The sequence below is a fragment of the Pseudomonas sp. LBUM1655 genome (assembly GCF_059716085.1).
Genome location: NZ_CP166801.1, coordinates 5,171,621 through 5,197,592, shown reverse-complemented (window position 1 = coordinate 5,197,592; position 25,972 = coordinate 5,171,621). Strand labels below are relative to the sequence as shown.

Below are 25,972 nucleotides of genomic sequence, written 5' to 3'. Positions count from 1 at the left end.
CCACATTTGATCTTCGGTGCGCTGAAGAACCCCTGTGGGAGCGAGCCTGCTCGCGAAAGCTATCTGTCAGGCAATAAACATCTTGAAGCCTTAGATCAGCGGTTCATCCGCCTTCTTGTTCTTCCAGCCGTCATTGCCCGGCAGAATCAGATTCAGCGCAATCGCCACCACCGCGCACAGCGCGATGCCTTTGAGACCGAAGTCATCCGGGCCAGTGCCGGTGCCGACCAGCACACCACCAATCCCGAACACCAGCGTCACCGAAACGATCACCAGATTGCGTGCTTCGCCCAGATCGATCTTGTGACGGATCAGGGTGTTCATCCCCACCGCCGCGATCGAGCCGAACAGCAGGCACAGAATCCCGCCCATCACCGGCACCGGAATGCTTTGCAGCAGCGCACCGAACTTGCCGACGAACGCCAGGCTGATGGCAAAGATCGCTGCCCAGGTCATGATTTTCGGGTTGTAGTTCTTGGTCAACATCACGGCGCCAGTCACTTCGGCGTAAGTGGTGTTTGGCGGGCCGCCGAACAGGCCGGCAGCGGTGGTGGCAATGCCGTCACCGAGCAGGGTGCGATGCAGGCCCGGCTTCTTCAGATAGTCGCGACCGGTAACGCTACCCACCGCAATCACACCGCCGATGTGTTCAATGGCCGGAGCCAATGCTACCGGGACGATGAACAGAATCGCCTGCCAGTTGAATTCCGGTGCGGTGAAGTGCGGGATCGCAAACCATGGCGCTGCGGCAATCTTCGCGGTATCGACCACGCCGAAATAGAACGCCATGCCAAAGCCGACCAGCACGCCGGAAATGATCGGCACCAGACGGAAGATGCCTTTACCGAACACCGCCACGATCAACGTGGTCAGCAGCGCCGGCATCGAGATCAGCATCGCGGTCTGGTAGTGGATCAGTTCGGAGCCGTCACCCGCCTTGCCCATTGCCATGTTCGCGGCAATCGGCGCCATGGCCAGGCCGATGGAAATGATCACCGGACCAATCACCACCGGCGGCAGCAGGCGGTCGATGAAGCCTGTGCCTTTGATCTTCACCGCAAGGCCCAGGAAGGTGTAGACGAAACCAGCCGCCATCACGCCGCCCATGGTCGCGGCGAGGCCGAACTGGCCCTTGGCGAGAATGATCGGCGTGATGAAAGCGAAGCTCGACGCGAGGAACACCGGGACCTGACGGCCGGTGACGATCTGGAACAGAATCGTCCCAAGACCTGCGGTAAACAGTGCCACGTTCGGGTCCAGGCCGGTGATCAGCGGCATCAGCACCAGAGCGCCGAAAGCCACGAACAGCATCTGGGCGCCGGACAGCACCGTGCGCCAGAGCGGATCGTTGAACTCTTGCTGCATGGTCACGCGTCCTTCTGCTTGGTGCCGAAGATCTTGTCACCGGCATCGCCCAGCCCTGGGATGATGTAACCGTGTTCGTTCAAGCGTTCATCAATGGAAGCGGTGTAGATGGTCACGTCCGGGTGAGCCTTTTCTACTGCGGCAATGCCTTCCGGCGCGGCAACCAGCACCATGGCGCGGATATCTCTGCAGCCAGCCTTCTTCAGCAGGTCGATGGTCGCAACCATGGAGCTGCCGGTAGCGAGCATCGGGTCGATGATCATGGCCAGGCGTTCGTTGATTTCCGGAACCAGTTTTTCCAGATAAGTGTGGGCTTGCAGGGTTTCTTCGTTGCGGGCAACACCCACAGCGCTGACCTTGGCACCCGGGATCAGGCTCAGCACGCCTTCGAGCATGCCGATGCCGGCGCGCAGGATCGGCACGACGGTGATCTTCTTGCCGGCGATTTTCTCGACCGACACGGTGCCGCACCAACCTGCAATATCGTAGGATTCGAGCGGCAAATCTTTTGTAGCTTCATAGGTCAACAGTGCGCCGACTTCCTGAGCGAGCTCGCGGAAATTCTTGGTGCTGATGTCAGCGCGGCGCATCAGGCCGAGTTTATGACGGATCAGCGGATGGCGGATCTCGAGGATGGGCATGGGAAAGGCTCCGGCGGCGGGCAAAAAAACCGGCCTAGATTAATCTATCCGAGGGTGATGTCCTATAGGACATTGAGTACGTTAGTCCATAAAGGCTTGATTCGGCCGTGCGAGATGCGTACCTTTGCCCGCTTTTCGCAGCCATACCCCCCACCCACAACCCCCCCGGAGAGCGCCATGTCCGCTGATCTCGAGCATATCCGTCAAATCATGCGAGAGGCTGACTGCCTGTACACCGAGTCTGAAGTCGAGGCGGCCATCGCCCGCGTCGGTGCACAAATCAACGAGCAACTGGCTGACAGCAACCCGGTGGTGTTCTGCGTGATGAACGGCGGCCTGATCTTCTCCGGCAAACTGCTGACCCATCTGCAATTCCCGCTGGAAGCGTCCTACCTGCACGCCACCCGTTATCGCAATGAAACCAGCGGCGGCGACCTGTTCTGGAAAGCCAAGCCAGAAGTCTCGTTCATCGACCGCGACGTACTGATCATCGACGACATCCTCGACGAAGGTCACACCCTGGGCGCGATCATCGACTTCTGCAAACACGCCGGCGCGCGCAAAGTGCACACTGCCGTGCTGATCGACAAGGATCACGACCGCAAGGCACGTCCTGACCTGAAAGCCGATTTCGTCGGTCTGCCGTGCATTGACCGTTATATCTTCGGTTACGGCATGGACTACAAAGGCTACTGGCGCAACGCCAACGGGATCTTCGCCGTTAAAGGCATGTAAGCAAGATCAAAAGATCGCAGCCTTCGGCAGCTCCTACATGGGATTGATGTAAACCTGTAGGAGCTGCGGAACGCTGCGATCTTTTGCTTTTAATCCCATGCTAGAGTGCTCGGCCCGTCCCCGGAGCCCGTCATGAGCCTTCTGATCCGCAGCTTTGCCGCCCTGTTGCTGACCCTTAGCCTGCCTCTGTCCGCCGCGCCGATGCACAGCCAATTCCTGCCGCCGGACGATCTGACCCTGCGCGATGCCGAGCCGGAACAGCAGCAACTGCTGCAAGTCACCGACTATTCGGTGGTCGTGGGGGCGCAACGCCAATCCAATCAGCAGCCGATTCCGGTCACCTCGTCACTGTTGATCCGCCTCAAGGGCAAGTCCCTGAACAAGGGCGCGACGATCACTCAGGTGCTGGTCAGTTTCGATGGCGAAAGCAAAAGCCTGAAAAAACCGCTTTACGACGAAAAAAGCAAAACCCTGAACCTGTTTTACCCGCTCGCCCAATACCGCGTGGTGATCGATCTGCTGCGTAACGACACCGTCTATGTGCAGTTCCTCAGTTACGCCAACGGCCATATCTGGGCCGATTTGCACACCGGCAGCGTGCGCGCGCGTTGAGCCCGGCGGCGGGGCAGGGGTAAACTGCCCGCCCGTGAAATGTCTGCGAGCTGGAGTCGGCAATGCGTAAAGATAAGAAACAAGTGATTGGTGACGAGATCGGCGATGAGCAGATCAAGCTGTTCCTCGATTTTGAACCGGTCGACGCCACCTCGCCGTCGCTGCACAAACTGATCAAGGCTTATCGTGGCTTGCGCATTGATGACTTCGAGCGGTTTCTGACGTTCTTCGTTGCCGCTGGCTACGACGTCGATGGCAAGGATGAGCAGGGCCAGACTTTCGTTGAGGTGATCAAGGATCAGCGAAACGCCCCGGACTACATCGAGCTGATCGAAAAAAGCCGCGGCTAAGGTTTTCTCAAGGCATAAAAAAACGCCCCGCACTCACTGAGTACGGGGCGTTTTTTATGCCGCTAGATCAAGCGTAGCTTGGGGTCTCGCTGCTTTCTTCAACCAGTTCCAGTGCGATGTTGTTCTGCGTGTTGATCTTGCGATACAGCGCAGCATCGGTTTCCAGTACTTTTTCACGGGCCGGGAAGATTTCGGCCAGTTTGCCAGCCCACTCAGCCTTGGCCTTGCCCGGGAAGCACTTCTCGATCAGTTCCAGCATGATCGAAACGGTTACCGAGGCACCTGGGGATGCGCCGAGCAGAGCAGCGAGGGAACCGTCCTTCGCAGCCACCAGTTCGGTACCGAATTGCAGGATGCCGCCCTTTTTCGGGTCTTTCTTGATGATCTGCACCCGTTGGCCGGCCACTTCCAGGCGCCAGTCTTCGGCTTTCGCTTCAGGGTAGAAACGGCGCAGGGACTCAAGACGTTGCTCCATTGACTGCATCACTTCGCTGACCAGGTACTTGGTCAGGTCCATGTTGTTTTTCGCCACCGCCAGCATCGGCCCGATGTTGCCGGCGCGAACCGACATTGGCAGATCCATGAAGGAGCCGTGCTTGAGGAACTTGGTGGTGAAACCGGCGTATGGCCCGAACAGCAGGGATTTCTTGCCATCGACCACGCGGGTGTCCAGGTGCGGCACCGACATCGGCGGCGAACCCACGGCGGCCTGGCTGTAGACTTTGGCCTGGTGGTGTTTGACCACGTCCGGGTTGTCGCAACGCAGCCACTGGCCGCTGATCGGGAAGCCACCGAAGCCTTTGCTTTCTTCGATTCCAGAGGCTTGCAGCAACGGCAGTGCCGCGCCACCGGCGCCGAGGAAGACGAATTTGGCGTCGACTTCACGGCTGCTGCCGCTGTTGACGTCCTTGATGCTGACGGTCCAGCCGTTGCCGTTACGCTTGAGGCCAGTCACGCGCTTGCAGTATTTGACCTGGGCGTCGGGTGCGCTGGTCAGGTGCTTGAGCAACTGATTGGTCAGGGCGCCGAAGTTGACGTCGGTGCCGTTCATCACGCGGGTGGCAGCGAGCACTTCGTCCGGCGAGCGGCCCGGCATCATCAGCGGCATCCACTCGGCCATCTTGGCTTTGTCTTCGGTGTATTCCATGTCGGAGAAAGCGTGGTGCTTGCTCAACACGTCAAAGCGTTCCTTGAGGAACGAAACGCCTTTGTCACCCTGGACAAAACTCAGGTGCGGCACCGGGCTGATGAAGGACTTGCACGAGCCGAAGGTGCCTTTCTTGGTCAGGTACGACCAGAACTGCTTGGACACTTCGAACTGGGTGTTGATGTGCACGGCTTTCTTGATGTCGACGCTGCCATCGGCAGCCTGCGGCGTGTAGTTCAGCTCGCACAGGCCAGCGTGACCGGTACCGGCGTTGTTCCACGGGTTGGAACTCTCCGCAGCACCGGAATCCATCAGCTCGACAACTTCCAGCTTGATCGCCGGATCGAGCTCTTTGAGCAGCACGGCAAGGGTGGCACTCATGATGCCGGCCCCAACCAGTACTACGTCGACTGCTTCGTTATGCGCCATTTAACGCGTCTCCAAAATCTGCAGCACCAAATTGTCGGCATGGCTGCCAGGCGTTCAGGGGCAGGTCAGTGATGCCCCAGGTAACGATGGTCAGTTCGCCATGTCCGAATCTTCGCAATTTTTCGCAACTTCGATGGATGCATGCGGCCAGGCTTCAAGAGTTCCATGAACTCATCTCAGCGCGCGGCTGGCAATTCGACTTATGGTCGAGACATCCATTTTGTGCAACCAAATCCGTAGCGGACAGGCTTCAGGCTCCGATATTCGAGGTGTACCCGGTCCTGTGTCGTTGGGCTGTTTCAGACGCTAATGGTGCATGTTCAGACGCAAAACTATTCATTTGCTCGCCACACTCTTGTGAAGTTGTGAAAACCCGTTTTTTTCACGCTCTTTTGAAGACGTGAACCTCAAAAAAGGGCTGTCGAAGCCTGGCACCGTGCCCGTGAAGGCAAAACAGCTCAGTGACCGAGCGTCATGACAGCTCTGCAGATTCGCGAAAAGCGGGGTTTTGCCGGAAGAACAGGCAAGCGCGCCAACTTCACTCGATCTGTGTGGGCGGCTCTCTGTGGGCGATTTTTGATGTCGATGCAAGCGCATTGACGCTGTTGCGGGGCCCGATCAGGAGACGTCCTTATAATCGGGGGGAGATTGTATCGAAGAAATGCGCGGAGTTGGTTGTGTTTAATGACTTTTATTAGCCGTCCGGTCAGATGGTCAACTGCACTTGAGCCCGTGCGCGCATTTGTCGCGGTACGAGCCGGGCGCTGGCGGGCAGCGGCTGGTTCAACCACTGCAGGCGGATTTCTTCGATTTCGACCCAGCCATCGCCCATCGGTTGCAGGCTGCACTGCTTGAACGCCTGACAATGGCCGTTACGATCGAGCAGGGCGAAGCTGCGGTGCAGCGGGCGTGGGGCGAACAACGAGATCAGATAACGCATGGCCGAGTACCTTGTTGGAGGACTGGTTTGAAGATTGCCAGCGACCCGTGACGTCAAGGTGTATGGGCGGTGAAGAATGTGTGACAGGAACCGCTTTCGACAGGGTTTGTCAGACATTTCAGTATTCACCTCGCGATGCTGGTGACCCGCAGTGGCCCACCGCTATACTGCCGGCCTGTTTGTGCCTGATTCTGGAGAGAAGAGCATGTTGCAACGCCTGTTGTTCGGTTTGATCACTGTGGCCGGTTTGACTCTGGCCGGCTGCGCCCACAGCCCGCAACAACTGAGTCCGGAACCGAAGCTGACCACGCAATTGCCAGCCGTCGGCCGTGGCCAGCCTGTGGTAGTGCGTGTGGTTGACGGTCGTCCGTCGCCAACCCTGGGCACCCGTGGTGGTCTTTACCCGGAAACCAGCGCCATCACCGTGCAACGCGAGCAGATCCTGCCGAAGTTGCAGGCTCAGGCTGAAGCCGCCGTGCGTCTGCTCGGGTTCACCCCGACCAACAACGCGCCGAATGCTCCCCAGTTGACCGTGACCCTGGCGGAACTGAAATATCAGTCGCCTAAAGAAGGCATGTACGTGACCGAAGCCACCATCGGCGCAACCTTCCGCTCCGACGTACAGAACGCCAACCGCCGCTACAGCGGTCGTTACGGCGCATCGCTGGACCAGCGTTTCGGCATGGCGCCGAATCAGGAAACCAACACCAAACTGGTGAGTGACGTGTTGAGCGATGCGTTGACGCGTCTGTTCAAGGACCCGACTGTTGGGCAGGTTCTCGCTGAGTAAGTCTTTCGGCTGATGTAAAAAAGCCCGGTGCCAGTGATGGCTCCGGGCTTTTTCATGTGTGCAGGTTCTGGATTCGGGTTGTCTGGAAGATCCATCCCCCTCACCCCAGCCCTCTCCCCCAGGGGGGCGAGGGGGAAGGGAGCCGATTGGGGGCTTTTCAAGGCTTGAGTACGGCTCGATATTTCAGGTCGACGTAACTTAAATATTCATCTCGGTCAGTCCCCTCTCCCTCCGGGAGAGGGTTAGGGTGAGGGGCTCTTGACTCACGCAGCTTGCGAATAGAAATCGAGCACGCTGACCCCAGTCAGCAAATCCGTCTCGGGCAAATCCGCATGCTGATGCCCGCCCAGTGCGCAATACACCAGCCAATGGCGATCCTGAACATTGAAGGCAAGGCTGCCGACGAGGCTCTGCTGTTCGTCGGATGGGGTGATGAGGTAGAGACGATCCTGGTTTTCAGCGTGAAGCATGTCGCATTCCATGTGTGTTTCGAGGCGCGCATGGTGGCCGATGTAAATGACGAAGCCGTGACACAGGACAGCCATCGGTCGATTGATGGGTTATTTGTCGTAAAAGGGAGGCGTCGGGGGCCGGTTTCGGTAGAATCCCGCCGCAGTCGTCGGTCTGGCGCCTGCCACACCGATTAAGTTTGAGGTCTGTGATGTCGCTGCATTTGATGACGCTGTTTACCGCCCATCCCGCCAAATTGATCAATCTGTTGGCCCTGCTGCTGGCCTTCCCGGGCAGTTGGCTGCTGCACGCGACTCGCCGCCGTGAACAACGCGCAATGGCCAGTATTGCGGCCCAGCGCCAGGCGCAGCCGAACGCCGAGCCGATCCTCGATTGGGCAACGTTGCGCATGAACCGGTTTTTCTATCGCTTCGGCTTTGCCTGCCTGGGGCTGGCGCTGCTCATTTCGTGGGTCAGCACCCGCTTCTGAAGCGAATGCAAAACCTTGTGGTGAGGGGATTTATCCCCGATGGCCTGCGCAGCAGGCCCATGATTTCTCAGGCAGAAACCTGGGGCCGCTTCGCGCCCCATCGGGGATAAATCCCCTCACCACAAAGGCGCCGTTTTGTCTCTGGCCGAAGACGCTTACAGCGCCAACCCAGCCTTGACCCGGTACTGATTGCGCACCGGCGTCGCATATTGCAGCACCAGATACGGACGATGCTCTTCAGGGCAGGCGTCCAACCGTTGCTGCCACTCTTCCTGCGCCTTGGCCAGTTCATCCGCCGGGAACACCTTGGCAGCTTTCGGCACGTTCAACTGCGGATCAGCATCCGCCCACTGCGCATACGCCAGGTAATGCACCGGGAACAGGCGATAACCGCCGAGAATCTGCTTGTCCATCTCGACCGCCAATTGCTTGGTGTCTTCGAACAGCTCGGTGATTGGCGCGGCAAAGTTCACGTGCACCCGGCCTTTGTAACCGGTGATGCCCTTGGCGATACTCACGTCATCTTCGCCCGGCGCCTTGGCGTAGGTGCCGGTGGTGGCGCGGATATACAGCTCGCGGGCCTTGGCCTGGTCGCACGGGTCGTATTCGTAGCTGATCGACACCGGGGTGACGTTCAGCGACTGAATGACTTCACCGAACGGTTCGTCCTTGCGGCTCATGTGGAACATCTTGAGGATCGCCGACTCGGTACGGTCGTCACCGTCCTTGGCCCGACCTTCGGCCTGAGCGATCCAGATCGAGGCGCAGTCGTTGCGGATCGAGTGGTTGATGTAGGCCGACAGCAATTGGTACGCCGCCATTTTCTCGCGGCGTCCGGTGATCGAACGGTGAACGATGAAGCTTTTGTTCAGGCGCATCAGATCGCTGACAAAGGGCTTTTGCAGCAGGTTGTCACCAATCGCGATACGCGGCGTCGGCAGGCCGGCGTGATACACGGCGTAGTTGACGAAGGCCGGGTCCATCACGATGTCGCGGTGGTTGGCGATGAACAGATACGCGCTGCCGGACTTGAATTGCTCGACACCGGTATAGGTCACGCCATCGGTGGCGCGCTCGATGGTGTGGTCGACGTAGAACTCGACTTTGTCCTGCAAGGTCGCCACCGACGTCACGTCGGCGAACTCACGACGCAGCCGATGGGCTATAAGTGGTTTGAGCATCCAGCCGAAGGCACCGGCAAAACGCGGGAAGCGGAAGTGGGTGAGGATATCTAGAAACGCCTTGTCGCCGAGCAGTCTTGCCAGTACCGCAGGTACTTCGCTGTCGTCGTAAGGTCGGATGGCATCGAATTCGCCCATCATGCTCTCTTGTTGGAAACGGCTAGGGTAAGTAAAGGTTTTGATCGAAAACCAACGGGGCACGGTCTGAAAAGTAGCCAGACAAAAATAGCCCTGCAAATAGACCGGCGATTATACGCACAAGTCACCTGGGAGACCGCGATGCTGGAAACCGAGCATTATGAATGTCCATATTGTGGGGAAAGGTGCGAAGCGGTTCTGGATTTGTCCGGAGGAGATCAGAAGTACACCGAGGACTGCCCGGTATGCTGTAAACCGATCATATTCAAGCTGCAAACTGACGGTATTGAATGGATGCTCGATGTACTTAGCGAAAACGAATGAGGGGCGCCCATGCAGCGAATCTACGAGCCGGAAAACCTGATGGAAGGCGAGATGCTCAAGGGCATGCTTGCCAGCGAAGGCATCGAGGCGCACCTGATGGGGCGGGATCTGCTCGGCGGCACGGGCGAGTTGCCGATCTTTGGCCTGTTGGGGCTGTCGGTCGACAATGATAAGGCCGAATACGCCCTTGAGCTGATCACCGCGTACAATGCCGCGCTGCCGCTACCCGGCGATGAACCGGAGAGCTTCCCCGGTACGTTGGTCTGTTAGGCTGACGTTCGTTTTATTTGTGAGTCGTGTTGCCCCATGTGCGGACGTTATGCCCTGTTTCGCTGGAACCGCGACTTCGCGGCGCTGCCAGGTTTTCCTGCCGATCAACTGGCGCAGTGGAACATTTCCCCCAACGATTCGGTGTTGATGCTGCGTGCCGGTGAAGATGGCGAACGCACTCTGGCCCGTGCGCGCTGGGGGCTGACGCCGCCGTGGCTGACCGATCTGTCGCGTACCCCGGCCCACGCCCGGGCGGAAACGGTGGCCGAGCAGCCGATGTTTCGTGAAGCCTTGCGTCTGCGTCGTTGCCTGCTGCCGGCCAACGGTTTTTATGAATGGCGCGGGACCCAGCGCAAGCGCCCGTACTGGCTGACGCCGGGTGAGGGCTCTTCGCTGTTTTTTGCAGCGATCTGGGAAGCGTATCCGGTGCAGGAGCAGGTGTGGCTGAGCACGGCGGTGATCACTCAGTCAGCGGCCAGTCAGCGACGACCGTTGATTCTGGATGAGGCGGGGCAGGCGGCCTGGCTCGATCCCGTGACGCCGTTGCATACCTTGCAGGCGTTGCTGGCCAGTGAACCCGCCGCGTTGCGCGAGCGGGTGTTGGCGAATCTGGTGAATGATCCGAAGCTCAATGGACCGGAGTGTTTGACTCCGGGGTGAGGGGCTCTTCGTTTTTCAGACCTTGAACTGGTTGATCAACCGTCGCTGCTGCTCCGCCAATTTGGTCAGGTCGGCGCTCGCCGAACTCGATTCATCCGCGCCGCCCGCCACTTCATTGGCCACTTGTCCGATATTGATCACGTTGCGGTTGATGTCGTCGGCCACCGCACTCTGCTCCTCTGCCGCACTGGCAATCTGCGTGTTCATGTCATTGATCACCGACACTGCCTGAGTAATCGTCTCCAGCGCCTCGGCCGCTTTTGCCGCGTGCTGCACGCTTTCGTCGGTGCGATTCTGGCTGTCTTCCATGACCCGCACCACGTCGCGGGTGCCTTGTTGCAGTTGCTGAATCATGGACTGGATTTCTTCGGTGGCTTTCTGGGTCTTCTGCGCCAGATTGCGCACTTCGTCCGCGACCACGGCAAAGCCACGACCCTGTTCCCCGGCGCGCGCCGCCTCGATGGCCGCGTTAAGCGCCAACAGGTTGGTTTGCTCGGCAATCCCGCGAATCGCGGTAAGGATCGCGTTGATGTTTTCGCTGTCCTTGGCCAGTGTTTGCACTACATCCACAGCCTTGCCGATTTCCACAGCTAGCACGCCAATCGAATTCGAAGTATCACGGACGATCTGCATGCCCTGGCTGGCGGCCTGATCGGCATGGCTGGCAGCTTGCGCAGCCTGGGTCGCATTGCGCGCGACGTCCTGCGCGGTAGCCGTCATTTCGTGCACGGCAGTGGCGACCTGCTCGATCTCGGCCATTTGTTTCTGTATGCCGATGTTGGTGCGAATCGCGATGTCGGCCGTGTGTTCGGAAGAATCACTGACGCTCTGCACCGACGTCACCACTTGCGTGATCATCGCCTGCAACTTGCTCAGGAAAGTGTTGAAGCCCTTGGCGATCGAGCCCAGTTCATCGCTGCGATCACTGCTCAAACGACGCGTCAGATCACCTTCGCCCTGAGCGATGTCATCCAGCATGGCGACCATTTGCTTCAGCGGTCGGGCGATGCCGTGGCCCACCAGCCAGATCACCAGCAGGCCGATGCCGGCAATGATCAGGCCGACCATGGCCATGCCGAAGGTATCGGATTTGCGCTGGGCGTCGAGGTCAGCCTGCAGTTTCTGCAAGTCGGCCATCACCGCGTCGAGCGGCAGTTGCAGCATCAGCGTCCAGCGTGCGTCGGTCTGGCCGATACCGAACGGCAGGTACAGTTCGATCCGGCCCTTGTCCTTGTCGACGGAGTAGGTGACTTCGCCGCGCTTGAGATTGGCCATGTTGGCGATCTGCTCGGCGTCGAGAATGTCGCTGACCTTCTCGCCGAATTTGCTCGGGTCCTTGGTGTAGGCAACGATCCGCCCGTTGCTGCCGACCAGGGCCATTTGCCCGGCGCCGCTGTACAGCTTCTGGTTGGCCGCGAGGAGCATTTCCTGAATGAAGTTCACCGACAGGTCGGCGCCAACGATGCCCTGGAACGCGCCGTTGAGCATGATCGGTTCAATAAACGAGGCGAGCATGACGATCTTGTCGCCGACCTTGTAGGGCGCCGGATCGATCACGCAGGATTTTTTACTCTCTTTCGAGCACAGGTAGTACTCGCTGGCACGCACGCCGGTGGACAGGACTTTCTGGTCGTCGACGTCCACCAGTTTGTCCAGGCCCAGGGTGCCGTCGTCATTGCGGAACCACCATGGCAGGAAGCGCCCGTTGGCCGAATCGATACCGACTACGCTAGTGCCGACGTAGGCTGCGTCATTGTGGTCCAGAGCGTTTTTTTCCCAGCCGATGTAAGTACCCAGAATCTTCGGGTTCTTTTCGACGTTTTCCTTGATCAGGCTGATCAGTTGCTCACGGCTGACGGTCAGTCGCGGCTGGCCATCGGCACCCGGCGCGCCGAGCAGGGCATTGACCCGCACCAGCCCTCCGGCAATCAACAACGGCGCTTCGAGTTCGCGCTGGATCTGGCTGACCTGGGTCTGCGCCAGCGAAGTCAGGCGCTGTTCGATGACTTGCTCGAACTGGGCCTGGGTGCGCTGCTGCACCATCTCTTGGGTGCGGGCGCCGGAGAACAGCGCATATAACACCAGCGCGGCGACCACGCTGAGAACGATGGCGCCGGCCAGAGCGGCGACGGAAAACTGGATCGACTTGAACTTCATGGGAGCTCCGCACGCAAGAGGACGTCTGCGCTGTTGTATCGGCAGCGGGCAATAAGCCATGAGTGGTGCAAGGCGTGATCAGGCGGCGATGTCGCAAATGGATCGGTATGCGACGTAGTTGCCGGGGCTTGCCGGTCGCTGTGAATTTTTTACGACAGCGCGGTTGGGAAACTTCTGAAAGTCGGTGCAACACGTCCGTTGTATCTGGCGCCGATACAATTACCCGCCTACGATACGCGACAGGTTTTCAGGGAGCTTTTTAATGAACAAGACATTGGTTGTAAGTGCACTGAGCGCAGCGCTGTTGCTGGCCGGTTGTCAGTCGGTCAACACCACCAGCGGCGGCGCCGTGGGCGTGGAGCGCAAGCAGTACATGTTCAGCATGCTGTCCTCGCAAGAGGTCGACCAGATGTATGCCCAGTCGTATCAGAAGACCGTCGGCGAAGCATCGAGCAAAGGCGTGCTGGACAAGACTAGCCCTGAAGCCAAGCGTGTTCAGGCCATTGCCAACCGCCTGATCGCCCAGGCGCCGAATTTCCGTCCGGATGCCGCTCAGTGGAAATGGGAAGTCAATCTGATCAAGAGCGATGAGCTCAACGCCAACTGCGGCCCTGGCGGCAAGATCATTTTCTACACCGGGCTGATCGACAGCCTGAAACTGACCGACGATGAAATCGCCGCAGTCATGGGCCATGAAATCGCCCACGCCTTGCGCGAGCATGGTCGTGAAGCGATGTCCAAGGCATACGGTATGGAGATGGCCAAGCAGGGTGCGGGTGCTTTGTTTGGCTTGGGTCAGGACAGCCTGGCGCTGGCCGACACCGTGGCCAACTACGGCATGACCTTGCCTAACAGCCGTGCCAACGAAAACGAAGCCGACCTGATCGGGCTGGAACTGGCCGCCCGTGCCGGATACAACCCGAACGCGGCGATCACCCTGTGGAACAAGATGAGCAAGGCCTCGGAAGGTTCGCCACCGGAGTTCATGAGCACTCACCCGGCGTCGACCAGCCGTATTGCTTCGTTGCAGGCGGCGATTCCGAAAGTCATGCCGCTGTACGAGAAAGCACCGAAGTCCTGAGACTGCCGCAGTTTCTGTGGTTGATTGGATTTCATTGTGGCGAGGGGATTTATCCCCGATGGGGTGCGCAGCGCCCCCAAAACCCGCTGTCTCAGAATGTCAGACATGCCGCATGTAAAGGTTTTGGGGCTGCTTTGCAGCCCATCGGGGATAAATCCCCTCACCACAGGTCAGTGTCAGATCAGGAGGCCGGTTTAAACCCAGCCACTGCTCTGCATCGCCTTGTACACCGCAACGATCGCCAGAATCAGGAACGCCGAAGCCGCCAGGCGACGAATCAGGGTCAACGGCAGTTTGTCTGCGGCAAAGTTACCCGCCAATACCACCGGCACGTTGGCAATCAACATGCCCAGGGTGGTGCCGATAATCACTAGCCACAACTCAGGATACTGCGCGGCCAGCATGACGGTAGCCACTTGAGTCTTGTCGCCCATTTCCGCCAGGAAAAACGCGATCAGCGTGGTCAGGAATGGCCCGAATTTGCGCGCAGTGCTCGCTTCATCGTCATCCATCTTGTCCGGGACCAGTGTCCACAGCGCTGTGGCAGCGAAGCTCGCGGCGAGAATCCAGTGCAGCACCGAATCCGAGAAGAAACTGCCGAACCAGGCACCGACCGCGCCGGCTGCTGCGTGGTTGGCCAGGGTCGCGGCGACAATCCCGGCAATGATCGGCCAGGTTTTGCGGAAGCGAGCGGCGAGAATCAGCGCGAGCAGTTGCGTCTTGTCGCCGATTTCGGCCAAGGCAACGATTGCGGTGGGAACGAGTAACGAGTCCAACATCAGGATTTTCCTAAGGGGCGGGTCGACACGGCTATGACACGTACAGCCTTCCCGCCCCGGGTAAGGTGTGCGTGTCATAGGTCTTGTCAAACCCTGCGATCCGTCTGGTGCGGACGCTTGGGTCGCATACGCCATGATCTGAGGATCAAGTATGTTGACGTATGCCGGACGAGCTTGGCGCTCGTGGGAGACTACTCCCCTAGGACGGAGCGGATTCTGCCTAGGCAAATCCGATAGAGCAAGCCTCTTTTTGAAAAGAAACTTCAGCCACGTTTGGCCCGGTAAATCCGGAAGCCATTGCCTTCGGCCTTGATCGCACAGACCCCAAGATGCTCTTCGATCAGTGGTTGATACTTCAGGAAACTGTTCGCGACCAAGCGCAGTTCGCCGCCGTTTTTCAGATGTTTGGCCGCTTTTCGCAGCAAGTTCTCGGTAGCGAAATAGTCGGTATGCACGCCGACATGGAACGGGGGATTGCTCAGAATGGCGCTCAAACCCATGGGCGCCGCATCGATTCCGTCGCCGGTCAGCACGTCGGCTTCCAGACCGTTGGCCGCCAAGGTCAGACGGCTGCTGGCGGCGGCAAACGCGTCGACGTCGAGCAATGTCACCTGATTGTGCGGATAGCGACGTTTGACCGCAGCGCCCAATACACCTGCGCCACAACCGAAGTCGAGCAAATGACCGCTTGGCAGTTTGTCCAGATGCTCCAGCAGCAAGGCACTGCCGCGATCCAGTCGACCGTGGCTGAACACACCCGGCAGGCTGATGACTTTCAACGGGCCTTCGGCCAGCGGCAATTCATAGGTTTGCGCCAGACTTTCCAGCGATTTGGCTTCAGGGGCATTAGCGACCGTCACTTGCCACAGTTGGCAGTGACGTGCGCTGTCGAGTTTACGGGGCTTGCCGAACGGGTTGAGCTGTTTGGACGCGCCTTCGATGCCGCTGCGTTTTTCCCCGACCAGAAACACTTCACGACCGGCCAGGCGCGCCGCCACGGCGTTGAGAACGTAATCGGTCAGATCCTTGGATTTGGGCAGAAACACCACGGCGCTATCGAACTCGCGCTCGGGAATGTTTACGCCAAAATGGCTGCGGCCTTCGAAGCGAGCGTCGAGCGCGGCTTGGTCGCCGGCGTGCCAGCACCAGCCAAAGGCGTTGGGCAGGCGCCCGAGCAAATCGTCGGCAGGCAACCCGGCCAACAACAGTGAACCCTGAAATAACTCGGCCTGACGAAGCAGTACTTCACTGCGCGGATCCATAACTGCTCCTCAAAAAAAAGTGCCGCAGTTTATCAACTGACGACCCGCAGCGCCTTACCGCTGAAGAACGCCTGAGCGTTTTCGGTCAATTGGCCAACGATGCGCTGCCGGGCTTCGCGACTGCCCCAGGCGTTGTGCGGCGTGACGATCAGGCGCGGGATATCGGCGGCCAGCAATGGATTGCCTTGGCTCGGTGGCTCGACACTCAGCACATCAGTAGCAGCGCCGCCGAGATGACCGGCGCGCAAGGCATCGGCCAGGGCCTGTTCGTCGATCAGTCCGCCACGGGCCGTATTGACTACGAACGCGCCGGGCTTCATTGACGCCAGTTCGCGGGCGCCGATGAAGTGGCGGGTGTGCTCGTTGAGCGGGCAGTGCAGGGTGAGGGCGTCGATCTGTGGCAACAGTTCATCCAGCGGCAGGCGATCCGGCCGGGCAGGGCGCCCCGGAATCTGCCCGAGCAAAACGCGCATGCCGAAGGCTTCAGCCAACCGTGCGACGGCGCCGCCGAGTTCGCCATGCCCGAGCAGGCCAAGGGTTTTGCCTTCCAGTTCAACAATCGGGTAGTCGAGCAGACAGAACTGTTTCGCCTGCTGCCAGCGACCTTCACCGACGGCTTTCTGGTAATCGGACAGGCGGGTAGCGAGGTTGAGCAACAGCATGATCGTGTGTTGCGCCACCGACGGGGTGCCGTAGCCCTGGCAGTTACATACGGTGATGCCGTGGGCGCGGGCGGCTGCGAGATCGACGTTGTTGGTGCCGGTGGCGGTGATCAGGATCAGTTTCAGATCCGGGTTGGCGGCCATGGCGGCGGCGTCGATCTTGATCTTGTTGGTGATCGCAACTGTTGCGCCCTGCAAGCGTTCGGCCACTTGTTCCGGCAGGGTCTGGGCGAACAGTTGCAGGTCGCTGAAGCAGGCGCGCAACGGGCTGAGGTCGAGATCGCCAAGATCCAGCGAAGGGTGATCGAGGAATACGGCGCGGCGCGGGTTCGTCATCAACTGTACCTTTTGTGCGTTGTACGGAAGGCGTAATCTGCCGAGCCTACCAGATGAAACAAAACGTTACGCTTGGCCGAAAGGAGCCCCCATGTACTGGACCGAGTTCTTGACCGTTGCATTGATCCACCTGCTGGCCGTCGCCAGCCCCGGCCCGGACTTTGCCGTGGTGGTGCGCGAGAGCGTGACCCATGGTCGCCGCGCGGGCACATGGACGGCACTGGGTGTCGGCACGGCGATTTTCCTGCATGTGGGTTATTCGCTACTCGGCATCGGCCTGATCGTGTCGCAGTCGATTGTCCTGTTCAACGCCTTGAAATGGGCGGCTGCCGCATACCTCGTGTATATCGGCTTCAAGGCCTTGCGCGCGCAACCGGCAAAAACCGTGACCGACGATCTGCACAAGGAGGCCGGTGAGCGAACCGCTCGTGGTGCCTTCACCTCGGGTTTCGTGACCAATGGTCTGAACCCGAAAGCCACGCTGTTTTTCCTGTCGCTGTTCACCGTGGTGATCAATCCGCACACGCCGCTATCGGTGCAGGCCGGTTACGGCGTTTATCTGGCTGTCGCGACGGCCGTCTGGTTCTGCCTGGTGGCGATGCTGTTCAGCCAACAACGCGTACGCGCCGGTTTCGCCCGCATGGGCCACTGGTTCGACCGCACCATGGGTGCGGTATTGATCGCTCTCGGCGTGAAAATCGCGTTTACCGAGATGCATTGAGCGATAGAAAAGCGGCAAATGCTGGCGCAAAGCTAGCATTTGTACGGCTGTGCAAATCATTCCTTCGGCTGATTTGACTGGCGTATAAGCGATCTAGAGTACAAAACTCTTCGCCTAACACCGTGCAGTCAGAAAAGGGATTCTTATGTTGCAGACTCGCGTCATTCCCCCGGCCGATGGGGCTTACCAGTATCCATTGCTGATTAAACGGCTGTTGATGTCCGGCGCCCGTTACGAGAAAACCCGCGAGATCATCTACCGTGACCAGTTGCGCTACAGCTATCCGACCCTGATCGAGCGTGTCGCAAGGCTGGCCAACGTGCTGACGGCTGCCGGAGTCAAGGCCGGTGACACCGTGGCGGTGATGGACTGGGACAGCCATCGTTACCTGGAATGCATGTTTGCCATTCCGATGATCGGCGCGGTGATCCACACCATCAATGTGCGTCTTTCGCCGGAACAGATTCTCTACACCATGAACCACGCCGAGGACCGCTTTGTGCTGGTCAACAGCGAGTTCGTCGGGCTGTACCAGGCCATCGCGCCGCACCTGACCACGGTCGACAAAACCCTGCTGCTGACCGACCTGCCGGAAAAAACCGCCGAGCTGCCAAATCTGGTCGGCGAGTACGAACAACTGCTGGCCGCCGCGAGCCCGCAGTACGATTTCCAGGATTTCGACGAAAACTCGGTCGCCACCACGTTCTATACGACCGGCACCACCGGCAACCCGAAAGGCGTGTACTTCACCCATCGGCAACTGGTGCTGCACACCATGGGCGTGTCGACGATCATGGGCTCGATCGACAGCGTGCGCCTGCTCGGCACCAACGACGTGTACATGCCGATCACGCCGATGTTTCACGTGCACGCCTGGGGCCTGCCTTACGTGGCGACCATGCTTGGGCTCAAGCAGGTTTACCCGGGACGTTACGACCCGGAGTTTCTGGTGGAGCTGTGGCGCAAGGAGAAGGTCACGTTCTCCCACTGCGTGCCGACCATCCTGCAAATGCTGCTCAACGCCAAAGGTGCGCAGGGCAACGATTTTGGCGGCTGGAAAATCGTCATTGGTGGCAGCGCACTGAATCGCACCTTGTATGAAACCGCCAAGGCTCGCGGCATTCAGCTCACCGCCGCGTACGGCATGTCGGAAACCGGGCCGCTGGTCTCATGTGCGCACCTCAACGATGAGTTGATGGCTGGCACCGAAGACGAACGCACCACTTATCGGATCAAGGCCGGTGTGCCGGGGCCGCTGGTGGAAGCTGCCATCGTCGATGCTGAGGGCAACTTTCTCCCGGCGGACGGCGAGACTCAGGGCGAGCTGGTGCTGCGCGCACCGTGGTTGACCGAAGGCTATTTCAACGAGCCGCAGAAGGGCGCCGAGCTGTGGGCCGGCGGTTGGCTGCACACCGGTGACGTTGCGACGCTCGACAGCATGGGCGTGATCGACATCCGCGACCGCATCAAGGACGTGATCAAGACCGGTGGCGAGTGGATCTCTTCGCTCGACCTCGAAGACCTGATCAGCCGTCATGTGGCGGTACGCGAAGTAGCAGTGGTGGGCATCGCCGATCCGCAGTGGGGCGAGCGCCCGTTTGCCCTGCTGGTGATCCGCGAAGGTCATGAAATCGGGGCACGTGAGCTCAAGGAACACCTCAAGCCGTTCGTCGAACTGGGGCACCTGAGCAAGTGGGCGATTCCAAGCCAGATCGCTGTTGTTACGGAAATTCCCAAGACCAGCGTCGGCAAGCTCGACAAGAAGCGCATCCGCCTCGACATCACCGAATGGCAGGCCAATAACAGCACCTTCCTCTCGACACTTTAAGTGTCTCTGGCGCGCCGAAAACGGCGCGCCAGACCCACCAAGCAAGCGCTTGGCTTGTGAAATCGAAAAAATCAGCCATCCTTGCCGTGCCGACATCTGTCGGACTGGCGAAAGGACTGTTCCAGAGTGGTTGGCGGCTGCAAATCACACTTTAGAGGGATCAAGCAGTACCACCTGCTGGCTATAGTCCGCTCAAGGATTTTTAAGAACGGGGCACACGCACAAAACGGGGCGATGCATTTTTGGAGTGACATCGGACAGCCGTTGGCATCCGGTCCTTCAGACGTTTTTAAAAGTACTCACTGCCATAACAATAATGCACATGGAGTAGCGTCGATGACCTCAGTAAACCAGTTCTGGCGCCGGGCGAAACTGCCTCTGGCGGTCAGTCTTGCCTCCTCGCTCGCCGGGCCTGCATTCGGCGTCAGTTTCAACGTCGGTGAAATCGAAGGCCAGTTCGACTCTTCCCTGTCGATCGGTGCCAGTTGGTCTACTCAGAGCCCGAACAAGAACCTCATCGGCGTCAACAACGGCGGTCAGGGGCTGTCGCAGACTTCCGACGACGGCCACGCCAACTTCAAAAGTGGCGAAACCTTTTCGAAGATCTTCAAGGGTATCCATGACCTTGAATTGAAATACGGCGACACCGGCGTGTTCGTCCGTGGCAAATACTGGTACGACTTTGAACTCAAGGACGAAAGCCGCGAGTTCAAGGACATCAGCGATTCGGGTCGCAAAGAGGGCGCCAAGTCGTCCGGCGCGCAGATCCTTGACGCCTTCGTCTACCACAACTACTCCATCGCCGATCAGCCGGGTTCCGTGCGTCTGGGCAAGCAGGTGGTGAGCTGGGGTGAAAGTACCTTCATCGGCGGCGGCATCAACTCCATCAACCCGATCGACGTGTCTGCATTCCGTCGTCCGGGCGCCGAGATCAAGGAAGGCCTGATCCCGGTCAACATGTTCTACGTGTCCCAGAGCCTGACCGAGAACCTCTCGGCCGAAGCGTTCTATCAGCTTGAGTGGGACCAGACAGTCGTCGACAACTGCGGCACGTTCTTCTCGCAGCCGGACATCGTTGCCGACGGTTGCAACGACAACCTGCGGGTGCTGAACAAGCGTTCACAAATCCCGGCCATCGCTTTGGGGCCGTTGGCTGCCAACGGTGTCAACGTAGACCAGGAAGGTGTTCTGGTGCGTCGTGGCCCGGATCGTGATGCCCGTGACAGCGGTCAGTGGGGCGCGTCCCTGAAGTACATGTTCGAGCCACTGGATACCGAGTTCGGCGCGTACTTCATGAACTACCACAGCCGTGCGCCGATCTTCAGTGCCACCGGTGCGCCACAGTCGGTCTACAACACCGCAGCGTCTTTGCCAGGACCGTTCGCTGCCCTCGCACCACTGCTGGTGGCGGGTAACTCGAATTACTTCATTGAATACCCGGAAGACATTCGCCTCTACGGCCTGAGCTTCTCCACCACCTTGCCTACCGGTACGGCGTGGAGCGGTGAGATCAGCTATCGCCCGAACGCACCGGTGCAACTGAACTCCACCGATATCCTGTTCGCCGGGGTACGTCCGCTGGGCGGCGCGCTGACCAACGCTTCGTTGCTCACTGGCGTTCCTGGCCAGGATCTGCATGGCTACGAGCGTAAGGAAATCACCCAACTGCAAACGACCTTCACACACTTCTTCGACCAGGTCATGGGCGCCAGCCGTCTGACCCTCGTCGGTGAAGTCGGCGCGACCTACGTCGGCGGGCTGGAAAGCCGGTCCGACAAGCGTTATGGCCGCGATCCGGTGTATGGCCCGGGTGAGTTGCCGGCCACGGGTACCACCAACACCTGCGCCAACATCCTCAACGCCAGCACCATCAATGGTGCCGGGCCGGGTTCGCCGCAGAACAACCGCAGCCGCAATTGCGACAACGACGGCTTCACCACATCGATGTCGTGGGGCTACCGCGGTCGTGCCATCTGGGAATACAACGACGTATTCGCCGGTGTGAACCTCAAGCCTAACGTGGCCTGGTCGCACGACGTCAGCGGCTACTCGCCAGGCCCTGGCGGCAACTTCGAGGAAGGTCGCAAAGCCGTCAGCCTGGGCGTCGATGCCGAGTACCAGAACACCTACACCGCGAGCCTGGCTTACACCAACTTCTTCGACGGCAAGTACACCACCGTGGATGACCGCGACTTCGTTGCGCTCAGCTTCGGCGTGAACTTCTAAGCACTGCATTTCAGGACGAACGAATTTATGAAAATAACAAAGAGTCTGTTCCACGCCGGTGTTTTGGGCCTGTCGCTGCTGGCGACCAGTGTCATGGCCGCAGTGCCTGCTGCCGAAGCCGACAAGTTGGGCAAGAGCCTGACCCCGATGGGCGCCGAAATGGCCGGTAATGCCGACGGTTCGATTCCGGCCTGGAAGCCGCTGCCGAAGAATGCCGGCAGCGTCGACAGCAAAGGTTTCCTGTCCAACCCGTACGCCAGTGAACAGCCGCTGTTCACCATCACCGCGAAAGATGCCGACAAGTACAAGGACAAACTTGCACCGGGCCAGTACGCGATGTTCAAGCGCTACCCGGAAACCTTCAAAATGCCGGTGTATCCGTCCCATCGCGGCGCCACCGTGCCGGATGAGGTGTTCGCCTCGATCAAGAAAAACGCCACGACCACCAATCTGGTGTCCGGTGGCAACGGTCTGGAAAACTTCGAAACCGCCGTGCCGTTCCCGATTCCGAAAACCGGTGTGGAAGTCATCTGGAACCACATCACCCGCTATCGCGGCGGCAGTGTGACCCGTCTGGTGACCCAGGCGACGCCACAGCCGAATGGCTCGTACAGTCTGGTGTACTTCCAGGACCAGTTCGTGTTCCGCGACAAGATGAAGGACTACGACCCGAAAAACCCGGGCAACATCCTGTTCTACTTCAAGCAGAAAGTGACCGCGCCGGCACGTCTGGCCGGTGGTGTGTTGCTGGTGCACGAGACCCTCGACCAGGTGAAAGAACCACGTTCGGCGTGGGTATACAACGCTGGTCAGCGCCGTGTGCGCCGTGCGCCACAAGTGTCCTATGACGGCCCGGGTACTGCGGCGGATGGCCTGCGGACCTCCGACAACCTCGACATGTACAACGGTGCGCCGGACCGCTACGACTGGAAGCTTGAAGGCAAGAAAGAGATGTACATCGCCTCGGACAGCTACAAGCTCGACGATCCGAAACTGAAGTACTCCGACATCATCAAGGCCGGCCACATCAACCAGGATCTTGCGCGTTACGAGCTGCGTCGCGTCTGGCACGTGGTTGCAACCCTGAAGGAAGGTCAGCGCCACATCTACGCCAAGCGTGACTTCTACATCGATGAAGATACCTGGCAAGCAGCCGTCATCGACCACTACGACGGTCGCGGTCAACTGTGGCGCGTAGCCGAGGCGCACGCCGAGAACTACTACGACAAACAAGTGCCGTGGTACGCGCTGGAAACCCTCTACGACCTGCAGTCCGGCCGCTATCTGGCACTGGGCATGAAGAACGAAGAGAAGCAGGCGTATGACTTCGGCTTCACCGCCACCACCAGCGACTTCACCCCGGCCGCTCTGCGTCAGGACGGTGTTCGCTAATCCGCTGTAAATCCGAGGCCGCATCCTCGTGAAAACGCCCCGACCGGTTCGGGGCGTTTTTTTGTCTGTAGCTTTTTTGTAGCCATTTGTAGCGGCAACCTTCATAACCGGTTCGATTAACGCTAGTCTGCGGACATCTGCAACGCCGCCAACAGCAATTCGAACAAGAGCCGGCCATGACTGATCTGTCCCCACTTCCGGGTCCCGCAAGCGTTGCCGTCGCGGCACTGGACGGGCGTTTTTTTCGCCCGCCATTACCCGACGGATACGTGCTGCGACCCCGCCTTTGCGAGCGCCTGCAAGCCGGGCTCGGTGGACGACTGTTGCTGGTCAGCGCCCCGGCCGGGTTCGGCAAGAGTTCGCTGGCGGTGGAGTTCTGCCAGAGTCTGCCGGCACACTGGCAAAGTCTCTGGCTGGGTTTGAGCCCGCGCGACAGCGACCCCGGACGCTTTTTCGAGCGCTTGCTTGAAGGTCTGCAGGACTACTTTCCGCAACTGGGCAGTCGCGCACTCGGCCTGCTGAAGATGCGTCAACGCCATCAACCCTTTGCTTTCGAAGAATGGCTCGACGGTCTGCTCGATGAGCTGACGCTGCACCTCGATACGGCAACCCCGTTGCTGCTGGTGCTCGACGATTACCATCTCGCCCAAGGGCCGGTGCTTGACCGCTGCCTGCAATTTTTTCTCAATCATTTGCCCGATGGCTTGCTGGTGATGGTCACCAGTCGGCAGCGCCCGGACTGGCATCTGGCGCGTTTACGTCTTTCGCGGCAATTGCTCGAATTGCATGAGCAGGATCTGCGCCTGACCCACGATGAAGCCCTGACGCTACTCGATCGCCACAGCACGTCTTTGCGCGGCGAGGCCCTGGAAAACCTCATTCAGCGCAGCGAAGGCTGGGTCGCCGGGCTGCGCTTCTGGCTGCTGGCTGTGTCCGAGGCCGGCAGCGACGCGGCATTACCGCAAGCGCTGAACGGCGGGGAAGGGCTGATCCGCGACTACCTGCTTGAAGAGGTCATCGATTGCCTGCCCACCGAAGTGCAGGCGTTTCTCTACGACACTGCACCGCAAGAACGCTTTTGCAGCGAATTGTGCGACGCCGTGCGCGAAGCTCACGACAGTGCCGAAATTTTGCGTTTCCTTTTGGCGCATCAGGTGTTTCTGGTGCCGCTGGACGAACACGGGCACTGGTATCGCTATCACCATCTGTTTTCTGATTTGTTGCGCAGCCGGCCGATTGCCCAGGCGATGGTGCCGACCGCCACCCTGCATTTGCGCGCCTGTCGCTGGTTCAATGCCCAGGGCTTGCTCGACGAGGCAGTGGAGCAAGCCTTGCGCGCGGGTCACCTTGATGTAGCGGCGAATCTGGTACAGAACCTCTCCGAAGAACAGCTGCTGGCCGAGCAAAACGTCGGCATGCTGCTGCGCTGGAAAATGGACTTGCCTGACAGCCTGCTGATCAGCACGCCGCGACTGATCGTTTTGTACAGCTGGGCGCTGGGGCTGGCCTGCCAGCTCGACGCAGCTGAAGAGTTGTCCAGTCACTTGAGCCGTTTCCTGCCGGCGCCGTCCGCCACGGCGCAAAGGTCGATGCTGGCGCAATGGCTGGCGCTGAGCGGCATCATTGCCCGTGGCCGAGGCCATCGGGAACTGACACTCAGGTATTGCTCAGAAGCTCTTGAGAGTCTGCCGGCCAAGCGTTATGGCCAGCGATTGATGTGTTTGTCGACCTTGTCCAATCTGGCGATTGCCGACGGTGATCTGTGGCGCGCTCGCGGGCTGAACCGCGAATCCCTTGAGCTGGCGCAACGCGTCGGCAATCCCTTGTTCGAAGCATTGGCGCACTACGACCGTGCCCGCGTCTTGCAGGCGCGCGGCGAAATCCTGCGCTCACTGGATGAAGTGCATCAGGGCCTTGAGCGCTTGCGCGGCCTGTCGCCGCAACGGTTGTATGCGGTGCGCGCGCGGCTGACGCTGTACGAAGGTTTTCTACTGGCGATGCGCTTGCAGCCGCAGGCCGCACGTGTGCGCTTGCTGGCGGGGATTGGCGAAGCGCGAGCCTGTCGCGATATCAGCGTATTGATCGGTCATTGCGTGATCGCCCGCCTGGACGGTGCTAGCGGCGAGTTTGCCAAGGCCTTCGCCGAACTCGCCGAAGCCGAACGCCTGATGCACATCTGGGACGTGCCGCCGATTTACTATCTGGCGATGATCACCCTGGTCAAATGCGAACTGTGGCTGGCGCAGGGTCGTACCGATCTGGCCGAGGCTTGGCTGGCGCGGCTTGGCCAGACCTACACGGGCGAACGTGCAGCGGCGCCACCGGAATTTCATCCTCAGTTGCCGTTACATGTTGAGCTGCAACAGGCGCTGCTCGACATGACTCAAGGGCAACCGATGATTGCCGAAGGGCGGTTGAATGTGTTGCATGAAAACGGTCAGCGAACGGGGCGGCAGTTGCTCAGTGTGATGGCGTTGACGCAGAAGGTGGCGTTGCTGCTGGTGGGTGGGCGTGAGCCGGAATCCCGCAAGGTGCTGGTTCAGGCACTGGAGGCTGCCCATGGCGGCGTGCTGCAACCTTTTGATGGCTTGTTCAAGCAACATCCTCACTGGTTGCGCGGACAACTGATGCTGATCTCGCAACATCCGGTCGGACAACAATTGCTGGAGCATTTTCCTGTGACCGAGGTACGCCCCACCGTTGAGTGTTCAGCAACAGAGCAGTTGAGCAGTCGAGAGCTCGCAGTCCTGCGGTTGATTGCTCAGGGGTGTTCGAATCAGGAAATCAGCGAGCAACTGTTTATTTCGCTGCACACGGTGAAAACCCACGCCAGCCATATCAACAGCAAACTGGGAGTTGAGCGGCGTACGCAGGCCGTGGCGCGCGCCAAGGAGCTCGGCGTACTGAGTTGAACGAACCCGCAGCACGCCCGAAAAACAAACGCCCCGAACCAGTCGGGGCGCTTGTTTTGTGGTTCCCGGTCCATCCTGCAGACCGGGTCATGCG

24 protein-coding genes and 1 riboswitch are annotated in these 25,972 nt (G+C 59.5%); of the genes, 14 read left to right on the top strand and 10 right to left on the bottom strand.

Annotated elements, in window-relative coordinates; translation table 11 throughout:
* Positions 1-90 precede the first annotated feature (90 nt).
* A complete protein-coding gene (locus ACA074_RS23230; protein ID WP_497261273.1) occupies positions 91-1,365 on the bottom strand; it encodes a uracil-xanthine permease family protein in 1,275 nt (424 codons plus the stop codon).
* 2 nt (positions 1,366-1,367) lie between these two features.
* Entirely contained in the window at positions 1,368-2,006 is a 639-nt protein-coding gene (gene upp / locus ACA074_RS23225; RefSeq protein ID WP_305439755.1) for a uracil phosphoribosyltransferase, read from the bottom strand.
* A gap of 177 nt (positions 2,007-2,183) precedes the next feature.
* Here upp and ACA074_RS23220 point away from each other — a divergent pair, with 177 nt between their 5' ends.
* The 3 genes from ACA074_RS23220 (at position 2,184) to ACA074_RS23210 (ending at position 3,703) form a co-directional block, all read left to right on the top strand.
* Positions 2,184-2,741 carry a hypoxanthine-guanine phosphoribosyltransferase gene (locus ACA074_RS23220; RefSeq protein ID WP_016987197.1) on the top strand — a complete coding sequence of 186 codons (558 nt, stop codon included), beginning with the start codon at positions 2,184-2,186 and terminating at the stop codon, positions 2,739-2,741.
* Between the two features lie 132 nt (positions 2,742-2,873).
* On the top strand, positions 2,874-3,353 hold the full coding sequence (locus ACA074_RS23215; protein ID WP_497677885.1) for a hypothetical protein: 480 nt from the start codon (positions 2,874-2,876) through the stop codon (positions 3,351-3,353).
* A gap of 62 nt (positions 3,354-3,415) precedes the next feature.
* Positions 3,416-3,703, top strand: coding sequence for a PA4642 family protein (locus ACA074_RS23210; protein ID WP_187678033.1), 288 nt, complete (start codon positions 3,416-3,418; stop codon positions 3,701-3,703).
* Between the two features lie 67 nt (positions 3,704-3,770).
* Here ACA074_RS23210 and mqo read toward each other — a convergent pair whose 3' ends face one another.
* Positions 3,771-5,279 (bottom strand): malate dehydrogenase (quinone), encoded by a 1,509-nt coding sequence (gene mqo, locus ACA074_RS23205; protein WP_187678032.1) that lies wholly within the window; start codon positions 5,277-5,279, stop codon positions 3,771-3,773.
* 706 nt (positions 5,280-5,985) lie between these two features.
* Positions 5,986-6,219: a hypothetical protein gene (locus ACA074_RS23200; protein ID WP_497677884.1), complete on the bottom strand. Its 234-nt coding sequence runs from the start codon at positions 6,217-6,219 to the stop codon at positions 5,986-5,988.
* Positions 6,220-6,424: 205 nt separating this feature from the next.
* Here ACA074_RS23200 and ACA074_RS23195 point away from each other — a divergent pair, with 205 nt between their 5' ends.
* On the top strand, positions 6,425-7,009 hold the full coding sequence (locus ACA074_RS23195) for a YajG family lipoprotein (protein ID WP_007912832.1): 585 nt from the start codon (positions 6,425-6,427) through the stop codon (positions 7,007-7,009).
* Positions 7,010-7,272: 263 nt separating this feature from the next.
* On the opposite strand, the gene ACA074_RS23190 is transcribed toward ACA074_RS23195, so the two are convergent.
* Positions 7,273-7,479: a hypothetical protein gene (locus tag ACA074_RS23190; protein ID WP_047296561.1), complete on the bottom strand. Its 207-nt coding sequence runs from the start codon at positions 7,477-7,479 to the stop codon at positions 7,273-7,275.
* Between the two features lie 191 nt (positions 7,480-7,670).
* On the opposite strand from ACA074_RS23190, the gene ACA074_RS23185 reads away from it, so the two are divergent.
* Entirely contained in the window at positions 7,671-7,949 is a 279-nt protein-coding gene (locus ACA074_RS23185; RefSeq protein ID WP_095190593.1) for a hypothetical protein, read from the top strand.
* A gap of 155 nt (positions 7,950-8,104) precedes the next feature.
* Here ACA074_RS23185 and ACA074_RS23180 read toward each other — a convergent pair whose 3' ends face one another.
* A complete protein-coding gene (locus ACA074_RS23180) occupies positions 8,105-9,268 on the bottom strand; it encodes a 1-acyl-sn-glycerol-3-phosphate acyltransferase (RefSeq protein WP_489881045.1) in 1,164 nt (387 codons plus the stop codon).
* Between the two features lie 141 nt (positions 9,269-9,409).
* On the opposite strand from ACA074_RS23180, the gene ACA074_RS23175 reads away from it, so the two are divergent.
* Genes ACA074_RS23175 through ACA074_RS23165 form a run of 3 tightly spaced genes read left to right on the top strand, consistent with a single transcriptional unit; the run spans position 9,410 to position 10,522 of the window.
* Positions 9,410-9,592 (top strand): CPXCG motif-containing cysteine-rich protein, encoded by a 183-nt coding sequence (locus ACA074_RS23175; RefSeq protein ID WP_489881046.1) that lies wholly within the window; start codon positions 9,410-9,412, stop codon positions 9,590-9,592.
* A gap of 9 nt (positions 9,593-9,601) precedes the next feature.
* Positions 9,602-9,862, top strand: a complete 261-nt coding sequence (locus tag ACA074_RS23170; RefSeq protein ID WP_187678029.1) for a putative signal transducing protein — start codon at positions 9,602-9,604, stop codon at positions 9,860-9,862.
* A gap of 36 nt (positions 9,863-9,898) precedes the next feature.
* Positions 9,899-10,522, top strand: a complete 624-nt coding sequence (locus tag ACA074_RS23165; RefSeq protein ID WP_497677883.1) for an SOS response-associated peptidase — start codon at positions 9,899-9,901, stop codon at positions 10,520-10,522.
* A gap of 15 nt (positions 10,523-10,537) precedes the next feature.
* Here ACA074_RS23165 and ACA074_RS23160 read toward each other — a convergent pair whose 3' ends face one another.
* Entirely contained in the window at positions 10,538-12,679 is a 2,142-nt protein-coding gene (locus tag ACA074_RS23160; RefSeq protein ID WP_497615339.1) for a methyl-accepting chemotaxis protein, read from the bottom strand.
* A 262-nt stretch (positions 12,680-12,941) separates the two neighbouring features.
* Here ACA074_RS23160 and ACA074_RS23155 point away from each other — a divergent pair, with 262 nt between their 5' ends.
* A complete protein-coding gene (locus ACA074_RS23155; RefSeq protein ID WP_187678026.1) occupies positions 12,942-13,760 on the top strand; it encodes a M48 family metallopeptidase in 819 nt (272 codons plus the stop codon).
* A 194-nt stretch (positions 13,761-13,954) separates the two neighbouring features.
* Here ACA074_RS23155 and ACA074_RS23150 read toward each other — a convergent pair whose 3' ends face one another.
* The 3 genes from ACA074_RS23150 to ACA074_RS23140 all read right to left on the bottom strand — a co-directional run bounded on the left by ACA074_RS23150 (position 13,955) and on the right by ACA074_RS23140 (position 16,799).
* Positions 13,955-14,539: a TMEM165/GDT1 family protein gene (locus tag ACA074_RS23150; protein ID WP_497677882.1), complete on the bottom strand. Its 585-nt coding sequence runs from the start codon at positions 14,537-14,539 to the stop codon at positions 13,955-13,957.
* A gap of 88 nt (positions 14,540-14,627) precedes the next feature.
* Positions 14,628-14,752: riboswitch (yybP-ykoY riboswitch) on the bottom strand.
* A 50-nt stretch (positions 14,753-14,802) separates the two neighbouring features.
* Positions 14,803-15,801, bottom strand: a complete 999-nt coding sequence (locus ACA074_RS23145) for a methyltransferase (protein ID WP_497615338.1) — start codon at positions 15,799-15,801, stop codon at positions 14,803-14,805.
* A 32-nt stretch (positions 15,802-15,833) separates the two neighbouring features.
* On the bottom strand, positions 15,834-16,799 hold the full coding sequence (locus ACA074_RS23140; protein ID WP_497677881.1) for a 2-hydroxyacid dehydrogenase: 966 nt from the start codon (positions 16,797-16,799) through the stop codon (positions 15,834-15,836).
* Between the two features lie 91 nt (positions 16,800-16,890).
* Here ACA074_RS23140 and ACA074_RS23135 point away from each other — a divergent pair, with 91 nt between their 5' ends.
* From ACA074_RS23135 to ACA074_RS23115, 5 genes are all read left to right on the top strand, one after another.
* Positions 16,891-17,520 carry a LysE family translocator gene (locus tag ACA074_RS23135; protein ID WP_497677880.1) on the top strand — a complete coding sequence of 210 codons (630 nt, stop codon included), beginning with the start codon at positions 16,891-16,893 and terminating at the stop codon, positions 17,518-17,520.
* Positions 17,521-17,665: 145 nt separating this feature from the next.
* The gene (locus ACA074_RS23130) at positions 17,666-19,348 is read left to right on the top strand and encodes a fatty acid--CoA ligase (RefSeq protein WP_187678021.1); all 1,683 of its coding nucleotides are present in this window, start codon (positions 17,666-17,668) and stop codon (positions 19,346-19,348) included.
* 336 nt (positions 19,349-19,684) lie between these two features.
* Positions 19,685-21,574, top strand: coding sequence for a DUF1302 domain-containing protein (locus ACA074_RS23125; RefSeq protein WP_187678020.1), 1,890 nt, complete (start codon positions 19,685-19,687; stop codon positions 21,572-21,574).
* A gap of 27 nt (positions 21,575-21,601) precedes the next feature.
* The gene (locus ACA074_RS23120) at positions 21,602-22,966 is read left to right on the top strand and encodes a DUF1329 domain-containing protein (RefSeq protein ID WP_187678019.1); all 1,365 of its coding nucleotides are present in this window, start codon (positions 21,602-21,604) and stop codon (positions 22,964-22,966) included.
* 176 nt (positions 22,967-23,142) lie between these two features.
* Entirely contained in the window at positions 23,143-25,878 is a 2,736-nt protein-coding gene (locus tag ACA074_RS23115; protein WP_497677879.1) for a winged helix-turn-helix domain-containing protein, read from the top strand.
* The last annotated feature ends 94 nt before the right edge of the window (positions 25,879-25,972 follow it).